The organism is Streptomyces sp. NPDC056480, from assembly GCF_042795405.1.
Lineage (GTDB): Bacteria > Actinomycetota > Actinomycetes > Streptomycetales > Streptomycetaceae > Streptomyces.
The window spans coordinates 1-7,950 of the sequence record NZ_JBHTSA010000202.1 but is presented as its reverse complement, the minus strand read 5'-3'; the positions used below and the strand labels follow the sequence as shown (position 1 = coordinate 7,950).

Genomic DNA, 7,950 nt, shown 5'->3' with positions numbered 1-7,950 from the left:
CCCCCGCACTGGGGGTGCCGCCCTTCGGCGTACCGGTCGCTCAGTCGGTCACTTGCGCATGACCTCGGGCTCGTGGCGGCGCAGCAGCCGCGCCACGGCGACGCAGCAGAGGGCCGCCATGAACAGCTGGATGCCGAGGTTGAGGCTCCACTGGCCGACCGTGTGCTCCCACAGCGGGTCGGTGTTCGTGGGGTCCTTGTGGTCCCACGGCGGCATCAGGTGCGCCAGGTCCAGGGTGGCGCCGGCGCCGGCGATGCCCCAGCGGGACGGCATGAGCCAGGCGAACTGCTCCAGGCCGGGCGAGTCGTACACCTGGAAGAGGATGCCGGTGAACACGACCTGGATGATCGCGAACATGACGAGCAGCGGCATGGTCTTCTCGGCGGTCTTCACCAGCGCGGAGATGACCAGGCCGACCATCATCGAGGTCAGGCCGAGCCCGATGACCTGGATGCACAGCTCGACGGCCGGCGGCATGAGCAGGCCCTCTTCGGGCAGCGCGCGCGTGGAGAAGCCGATGGCGCAGATGATCACGCCCTGGAAGGCCGTGATCAGGCCGAGGACGATGACCTTGGACATCAGGTACGCGGAGCGGGACAGGCCGACGGCACGCTCGCGCTCGTAGATGACCCGTTCCTTGATCAGCTCACGGACCGAGTTGGCCGCGCCGCTGAAGCACATGCCGACCGCGAGGATCAGCATGATCGTGCCGGCGTCGCCGTTGAACCGGGACGGGGGCGTGGGCTTGCCGAGGCCGAAGTCGGCGGGGATGACGACGGACACCGCGCCGAGGACGGCCGGCAGGATCACCATCAGCGCCATGAAGCCCACGTCGGAGGCGATCACGGAGACGTAGCGGCGGATCAGCGTCCACAGCTGGGAGCCCCAGCCCTGCGGCTTCGGCGGCCTGGACATCGCCTGCTGCGGCATCTGGACGGGCTGCGCGGCGACGGCGTCGATGTCCGCGGCGTACAGCTGGTAGTGCTGCGAGCCCTTCCAGCGGCCCGCCCAGTCGTAGTCGCGGTAGTTCTCGAAGGCGGAGAAGACGTCGGCCCAGGTGGAGTAGCCGAAGAAGTTCAGCGCCTCGTCCGGCGGGCCGAAGTACGCCACCGAGCCGCCGGGGGCCATGACGAGCAGCTTGTCGCAGAGGCCCAGCTCGGCCACCGAGTGGGTGACGACGAGGACCGTGCGGCCGTCGTCGGCGAGGCCGCGGAGCAGCTGCATGACATCGCGGTCCATGCCCGGGTCGAGGCCCGAGGTGGGCTCGTCCAGGAAGATCAGCGACGGCTTGGTGAGGAGCTCCAGGGCGACCGACACGCGCTTGCGCTGACCACCGGAGAGGGAGGTGACCTTCTTCTCCTTGTGGATGTCGAGCTTGAGCTCGCGCAGCACCTCGCCGATGCGGGCCTCGCGCTCGGCCGTGGCGGTGTCGCCGGGGAAGCGGAGCTTGGCGGCGTAGCGCAGCGCCTTCTGGACGGTCAGCTCCTTGTGCAGGATGTCGTCCTGCGGGACCAGACCGATGCGCTGGCGCAGTTCGGCGAACTGCTTGTAGAGGCTTCGGTTGTCGTAGAGGACGTCGCCCTCGTTGGCCGGGCGGTAGCCGGTCAGCGCCTTGAGCAGCGTGGACTTTCCGGAGCCGGACGGGCCGATGACGCCGATCAGCGACTTCTCCGGGACGCCGAAGGAGACGTCCTTCAGGATCTGCTTGCCGCCGTCGACCGTGACCGTGAGGTGGCGGGCCGAGAAGGAGACGGAGCCGGTGTCGACGAACTCCTCGAGCTGGCCGCCGACGAGCCGGAAGGTCGAGTGGCCGACGCCGACGATGTCCTGGGGGCCGAGGAGGGCGGAGCCGCCCTTGGTGATCGGCTGACCGTTGACGTACGTGCCGTTGTGCGAGCCGAGGTCGCGGATCTCGAAGCGTCCGTCGGGCGTCGCGTGGAACTCGGCGTGGTGCCGGGAGACCTGGAGGTCGGAGACGACCAGTTCGTTCTCGAGGGCACGGCCGATGCGCATGACGTGGCCGAGGGCCAGCTGGTGGAACGTGGTGGGGCTGCGGTCGGCGTAGGCCGCCGATGCCCCGGCGGCGCCGGGGCCGCCGTGTCCCTGCTGGTGCGGGACCTGCTGCCGGGCGGCCTGCGGGTGCACGGGCGGCGGGCCCTGCTGCTGCCAGTTGTGCTGCGGGACCTGCTGCTGACCCTGCTGCGGCGGGGCCTGGTGCGTGATCCACTCGGCCTGGGCGGCCTGCTCCGCGGCCTGGTGGGCGGGGACCTGGTGGGCCGGCGCCTGGGCCGCGGCCGGCTGCTGATGGGCCGCCGGGGCCTGCTGGTGGGCCGGGGCGCCGGCGGCGGCGAGATTCAGCCGCGGGCCGTCGGTGGCGTTGCCGAGGTGGACGGCCGAGCCGGGCCCGATCTCCACCTGGTGGATCCGCTGCCCCTGCAGGAACGTGCCGTTGGTCGAGCCGTGGTCCTCGATGACCCAACTCCGGCCGCCCCAGCTGATGGTGGCGTGGCGCCACGAGACCCTGGCGTCGTCGATGACCAGGTCGCCCTGCGGGTCGCGGCCCAGGGTGTACGACCTGGACGGATCGAGCGTCCAGGTCCTTCCGTTCAATTCCAGTACGAGTTCTGGCACTCCATGCCCCACTACTTGTCCCCCGATGTACCCCCGTCGCGGGGAGTCCAGGGATGCGAATCATCCTGGGGAACTATTTCAGGCCCGGTCCCCTCTCCGAAAGTCGGGCCGCGTGAAGACCCGGCGCAGGCTCTCCCCCGACGCCTCGGGGATCAAGGGCGCGCCCACTCGGGTGTCCGCTGGGCGGGACGGGGGGTCGGGTGGCACGTGGTGCCCGATACGGTGGAAGCACCATGAGCGCATCGCAGACCTCAGACGTTCCCACCCTTCTCGTCAAGATCTTCGGGAAGGACCGTCCCGGGATCACCGCGGGACTCTTCGACACCCTCGCCGCCTACTCCGTCGACGTCGTGGACATCGAGCAGGTCGTCTCCCGCGGCCGCCTCGTCCTGTGCGCGCTCGTCACCGAGCCGACCGTCGTCTCGCAGGGCGAGCTCCGCGCGACCGTGCACAGCTGGGCCGAGTCGCTGAAACTCCAGGCCGAGATCATCTCGGGTACGGGCGACAACCGTCCCCGGGGTGAGGGGCGCTCGCACGTCACCGTGCTGGGCAACCCGCTGACGGCGGAGCAGACGGCGGCCATAGCGGCCAGGATCGCGGAGGCCGGCGGCAACATCGACCGCATCTTCCGGCTGGCGAAGTACCCGGTCACGGCCGTCGAGTTCGCCGTGTCCGGCTGTGAGACGGAGCCCTTGCGGACCTCCCTCGCCACCCAGGCCCACACCATCGGGGTCGATGTGGCCGTGGTCTCCGCCGGGCTGCACCGGCGGGCCCAGCGGCTCGTCGTGATGGACGTCGACTCGACGCTGATCCAGGACGAGGTGATCGAGCTCTTCGCGGCGCACGCCGGGTGCGAGGACAAGGTCGCCGAGGTGACGGCCGCGGCGATGCGCGGGGAGCTGGACTTCGAGCAGTCGCTGCACGCGCGCGTGGAGCTGCTCGCCGGGCTCGACGCCTCGGTGGTCGACAAGGTCCGTGCCGAGGTGCGGATGACGCCCGGGGCGCGGACCCTGATCCGTACGCTCAAGCGGCTCGGCTACCAGGTGGGTGTCGTCTCGGGCGGGTTCACGCAGGTCACGGATGATCTGAAGGAGCGGCTCGGGCTCGACTTCGCCTCGGCCAACACCCTGGAGATCGTGGACGGCAGGCTGACCGGGCGGGTGACCGGCGAGATCGTGGACCGGGCGGGCAAGGCGCGGCTGCTGCGCCGGTTCGCGGCGGAGGCGGGTGTGCCGCTGGCGCAGACCGTGGCGATCGGCGACGGGGCGAACGACCTGGACATGCTGAACGCGGCCGGTCTCGGCGTGGCGTTCAACGCGAAGCCGGTGGTGCGCGAGGCCGCGCACACGGCGGTGAACGTGCCGTTCCTGGACACGGTGCTGTATCTGCTGGGGATCACCCGCGAAGAGGTCGAGGCCGCCGACGGCGGCGAGGAGGACCTGCTGCACTGAGCCGCGGGTGACCTCGGACGTGGAAGGGCCCGGTCGTCGAGTGACGGCCGGGCCCTTCTCCGTACGGCATAGGCATCGGCTGCGGGTTCGGCTACGGCGCCGGCCCGCGGCTGAGGCGTACGGCTGAGACGTACTGCTCAGGCGTACGGCTGCGACGCACGGCTGAGGTGTACGGCTCGGCCGCGGGTCGGCGGCTCAGGCGTACGGGCCGGTGGCGGGCGGGCCGGTCAGGCGTGCGGGGTCCAGAAGTCGACGAGACGCCCGGCACCGTGTTCCAGGGACTTCCACGAGCCGTTGAAGGTGAGGACGGCGAAGGCGGAGGTCGGGAAGCCGCTGCGGTTCATCCGGGGCAGCACGTCGCCCTCGGACTCGCCCGCGAGGGCGTCGGCGAGGGCGTGCATCCCGGGGTTGTGGCCGATGACCAGGAGGTCGGACACGTCCTCCGAGGTCTCGTTGAGCAGGGCGATGAGCTCGCCGAGCGAGGCCTCGTACAGCCGGTCCTCGTAGACGGTCTTCGGGCGCTCGGGGAGGGCCTGCACGGCCAGCTTCCAGGTCTCGCGGGTCCTGGTGGCGGTGGAGCAGAGGGCCAGGTCGAAGGCGATGCCGGTCTCGGCGAGCCGGCGGCCCGCGACGGGGGCGTCCGTGCGGCCTCGCTCGGCGAGGGGGCGCTCGTGGTCGGACTCCTGGTTCCAGTCCGCCTTAGCGTGTCGGAGCAGCACGATCCTGCGGGGTGTGTCGACGCTCATGGTCCTCAGCTTCGCACGAAACGGCGCGCGCCGACTCAGAGAGAGAGCGTTTGCAGGACCCGCTCAAGGAACCCTCCGACCCCCGGGTCGCCGACCGCCGCGTGTGCCTCACCGGGCCCGGTCATCAGCATCAGGAGGGCGGTGAACGCGACCGCCGGGAGGGCGAGCGCCCACCAGGGCAGCCGGGTGTCGACACCGGTCGCCTCGGGACGGACGCGGGTGGACGTGTGGGCCGACATGGCCGCCTCCGTGGGTGAGAACTCCGCTTTCCCTGTTGTCTCCAACCTAGGGATCGCGGGCCCCTCGGCCCATCCGGTGATCCACCCACTTCACCCTGAGTCCCGCCCCCTAGGGGATGCGGGGGTTATCCCCACCGCGGGCGTGGTGAGCGGGCGTCACGGGGAGGCGAACGAGGCGATGAGGCCGATGACGACCGTGATGCCGATCATCGCGCCGAAGACGATGAGCAGCTTCTTCTGGCCGTTCGGGGGATTGGGTTCGAGAACTGGCATGCCGACAGTCTCGCATCTCAGGATTCGTCCTCGACCGTCCGGTCCCTGCCCGCCAGGGTTCCGACGATCATCTGCGGCACCATGAGCCCGCCCATCAGGACGATCGGCAGTCCCCAGCCGCCGCTGTGCTGGTAGAGCACGCCCACGAGGAGGGGGCCGGGGATGGAGATGAGGTAGCCGACGCTCTGTGCGAAGGCGGAGAGGCGGACGACTCCGGCGCCAGTGCGCGAGCGCATGCCGATCATTGTGAGGGCGAGCGGGAAGGAGCAGTTGGAGACGCCGAGGAGCAGCGCCCAGACCCAGGCGCCGGCGGCGGGGGCGAGGAAGAGGCCGGTGTAGCCGGCGAGGCCGCAGAGGCCGAGGGCGACGACGATCGGGCCCTGGTTCTTCATGCGGGTGGCGAGCCGGGGGATCACGAAGGCCAGCGGGACGCCCATGACCATGGTGACGGCGAGGAGCACGCCCGCGGTGGAGGCGGGGACGCCGGCGTCGCGGAAGATCTGCGGCATCCAGCCCATGGTGATGTAGGCGCCGGTGGCCTGGAGGCCGAAGTAGCAGCCGAGGGCCCAGGCGGTGCGGCTGCGGGTGATGCGCGGGGCGGCGGTCTCCGTCACGGCGGTGGCGGTCCTGGCCTCCCGGGGGGCGCGGTCCCGGTCGCGGACGAGCGGGATCCAGGGCAGGACGGCCAGTGCGGCGATGGCGGCCCAGACGCCGAGTCCGATGCGCCAGTCGCCGCCGAGGGCGGCGGTCATGGGGACGGTCGCGGCCGCGGCGACGGAGGTGCCGAGGGCGAGGGCCATGGAGTAGAGGCCGGTCATGCTGCCGATGCGGTCGGGGAAGTACCGCTTGACGATGACCGGCATCAGGACGTTGCTGACGGCGATGCCCATGAGGGCGAGGGCGCTGGCGGCGAGGAATCCGACGGTGCCGCCGGCGAAGGGGCGCAGGAGGAGGCCGGTGAAGATCGCGGCCATGCCCGCGCAGACGACGGCGGCGGGGCCGAAGCGGCGGGCGAGGCGCGGGGCCGTGATGCCGAAGATCGCGAAGCAGAGCGGGGGTACGGAGGTGAGGACGCCGGCGACGGTGCCGCTCATGTGGAGGTCCGCGCTGACCTCTTCGAGGAGGGCGCCGAGGCTGGTGATGGCGGGGCGCAGGTTCAGCGCGGCGAGGACCAGTCCGACGGTGACGAGGCCGAGGGTCCACCGCTGCGCGCGCGCCCGTGCGGGAGAATCGCCGGCGACGGCGGCTCCGGGCGGGGTCGTGGTGGCCGCCGGAACGGTGGTCGTGGCCGGTCGTGCGGCGGGGTCGAGGGTCTTCGGCTCGTCAGGCATGAGGCCATCATAGAATCATGGGATGATTGGTTGTCCAATCCCGAACGACTTGGGCGACCCGAACGAATGGGAAGGTGCTCCATGGCCCTCGGCCACCCCCGGCGCGCAGGCCTCTCCGATCAGGTGATCGCCGAGCTGCGGAACCAGATCACCTCCGGCGAGTGGCCGGTGGGTTCACGCATCCCGACCGAACCCGAGCTGGTCGAGCAGCTGGGCGTGGCCCGCAACACCGTGCGCGAGGCGGTGCGGGCGCTCGCGCACAACGGGCTCCTCGACATCCGTCAGGGCTCCGGGACGTACGTCATCGCCACCAGCGAGCTGGCGGGCGTCATGCACCGCCGCTTCGCCGGCTCCGACCCCCGGCACGTCGCCGAGCTGCGCTCCACCCTGGAGTCCGCCGCGGCGCGGCTCGCGGCAGCGCGGCGCACCGAGCGGGATCTGAAGCAGCTCGACACCCTGCTCGTACGACGGGAGGAGGCGTGGGAGTCCGGTGACGCGGAGCGGTTCGTGACCGCCGACGCGACCTTCCACCACGCGGTCGTCGCCGCCTCGGGCAACGAGGTGCTCACCGAGCTCTACGCGGACCTGGGCGACCTGCTGCGCGAGTGGCTGCGCGACGACGTCGGTCAGGAGCTGCGGCCGGAGAACCGGATGGACCACGCGCGGCTGGTGGACGCGATCCGGGAGGGCCAGGCCGAACGGGCCGGCGCGGAGGCGGCCGGCTACCCCTACATGTGCCTCAGGAGCCCCGTACCGGAGTCGGATCGGGAGCCTGGTCCGCCGGCTGGTGAGTGACCCAGGCGGACCGGACCTCCTTCCAGCAGCGGCCGGTGAGTTCGCCGTAGTCGGCCGGGCCGACCTCCACGGGGGCGCTGTCGGAGTCGATGTCCCACCAGCGCTCGCACTCGACGTGGAGCCGGACCCGGTCGGTGCGGGGGTACGGGTTCCGGCAGTGGGCGGTGACGGTCGAGCCCTGGACGACGGTGCCGCAGGAGGCGCCGAAGTCCTCCGGCTCCCCGGCCGCGGGGGCGGTGGCGGGGGGTTCCTCGGCCGGGGCCGGTGCGGCCCGTACCTCGGCGGCGACGGCGATCCCGGTGAGCAGTACGGCGACGGAGACGAACGCGCCGAACCCGTGACGTAGCGCACGCATGCCCGTACCTCCTCCCCGTCAGCAGCAGAAGCATCACGCTCTGCCCCAGTCTGGGGTGGTTCGCTCGACTTTTCGAGTCGGGCAGGAGTTGCGGAACGGCGAGGGCCGTGTGCCCGCCCCCTCCGGGGC

General features: G+C 71.4%; 8 protein-coding genes. 2 read left to right on the top strand and 6 right to left on the bottom strand.

Going from position 1 to position 7,950, the window contains the following annotated elements; all coding sequences use genetic code 11:
• Positions 1 to 48: 48 nt before the first annotated feature.
• On the bottom strand, positions 49 to 2,643 hold the full coding sequence (locus tag ACFQ79_RS39430; RefSeq protein ID WP_383592921.1) for an FHA domain-containing protein: 2,595 nt from the start codon (positions 2,641 to 2,643) through the stop codon (positions 49 to 51).
• Positions 2,644 to 2,864: 221 nt separating this feature from the next.
• Here ACFQ79_RS39430 and serB point away from each other — a divergent pair, with 221 nt between their 5' ends.
• On the top strand, positions 2,865 to 4,082 hold the full coding sequence (gene serB / locus ACFQ79_RS39425) for a phosphoserine phosphatase SerB (protein WP_383592918.1): 1,218 nt from the start codon (positions 2,865 to 2,867) through the stop codon (positions 4,080 to 4,082).
• Between the two features lie 227 nt (positions 4,083 to 4,309).
• On the opposite strand, the gene ACFQ79_RS39420 is transcribed toward serB, so the two are convergent.
• The 4 genes from ACFQ79_RS39420 to ACFQ79_RS39405 form a co-directional block, all read right to left on the bottom strand.
• Entirely contained in the window at positions 4,310 to 4,828 is a 519-nt protein-coding gene (locus tag ACFQ79_RS39420) for a SixA phosphatase family protein (protein ID WP_383592915.1), read from the bottom strand.
• Positions 4,829 to 4,863: 35 nt separating this feature from the next.
• Entirely contained in the window at positions 4,864 to 5,067 is a 204-nt protein-coding gene (locus ACFQ79_RS39415; protein WP_383592912.1) for a hypothetical protein, read from the bottom strand.
• A gap of 156 nt (positions 5,068 to 5,223) precedes the next feature.
• Positions 5,224 to 5,340: an SGM_5486 family transporter-associated protein gene (locus ACFQ79_RS39410; protein WP_254047295.1), complete on the bottom strand. Its 117-nt coding sequence runs from the start codon at positions 5,338 to 5,340 to the stop codon at positions 5,224 to 5,226.
• 17 nt (positions 5,341 to 5,357) lie between these two features.
• Entirely contained in the window at positions 5,358 to 6,671 is a 1,314-nt protein-coding gene (locus ACFQ79_RS39405) for a CynX/NimT family MFS transporter (RefSeq protein ID WP_383592909.1), read from the bottom strand.
• Positions 6,672 to 6,752: 81 nt separating this feature from the next.
• Here ACFQ79_RS39405 and ACFQ79_RS39400 point away from each other — a divergent pair, with 81 nt between their 5' ends.
• Positions 6,753 to 7,466, top strand: a complete 714-nt coding sequence (locus ACFQ79_RS39400) for a FadR/GntR family transcriptional regulator (protein WP_383592907.1) — start codon at positions 6,753 to 6,755, stop codon at positions 7,464 to 7,466.
• On the opposite strand, the gene ACFQ79_RS39395 is transcribed toward ACFQ79_RS39400, so the two are convergent.
• Positions 7,411 to 7,821: a hypothetical protein gene (locus ACFQ79_RS39395; protein WP_383592905.1), complete on the bottom strand. Its 411-nt coding sequence runs from the start codon at positions 7,819 to 7,821 to the stop codon at positions 7,411 to 7,413. The two genes, ACFQ79_RS39400 and ACFQ79_RS39395, sit on opposite strands and share 56 nt — an antisense overlap.
• Positions 7,822 to 7,950 lie beyond the last annotated feature (129 nt).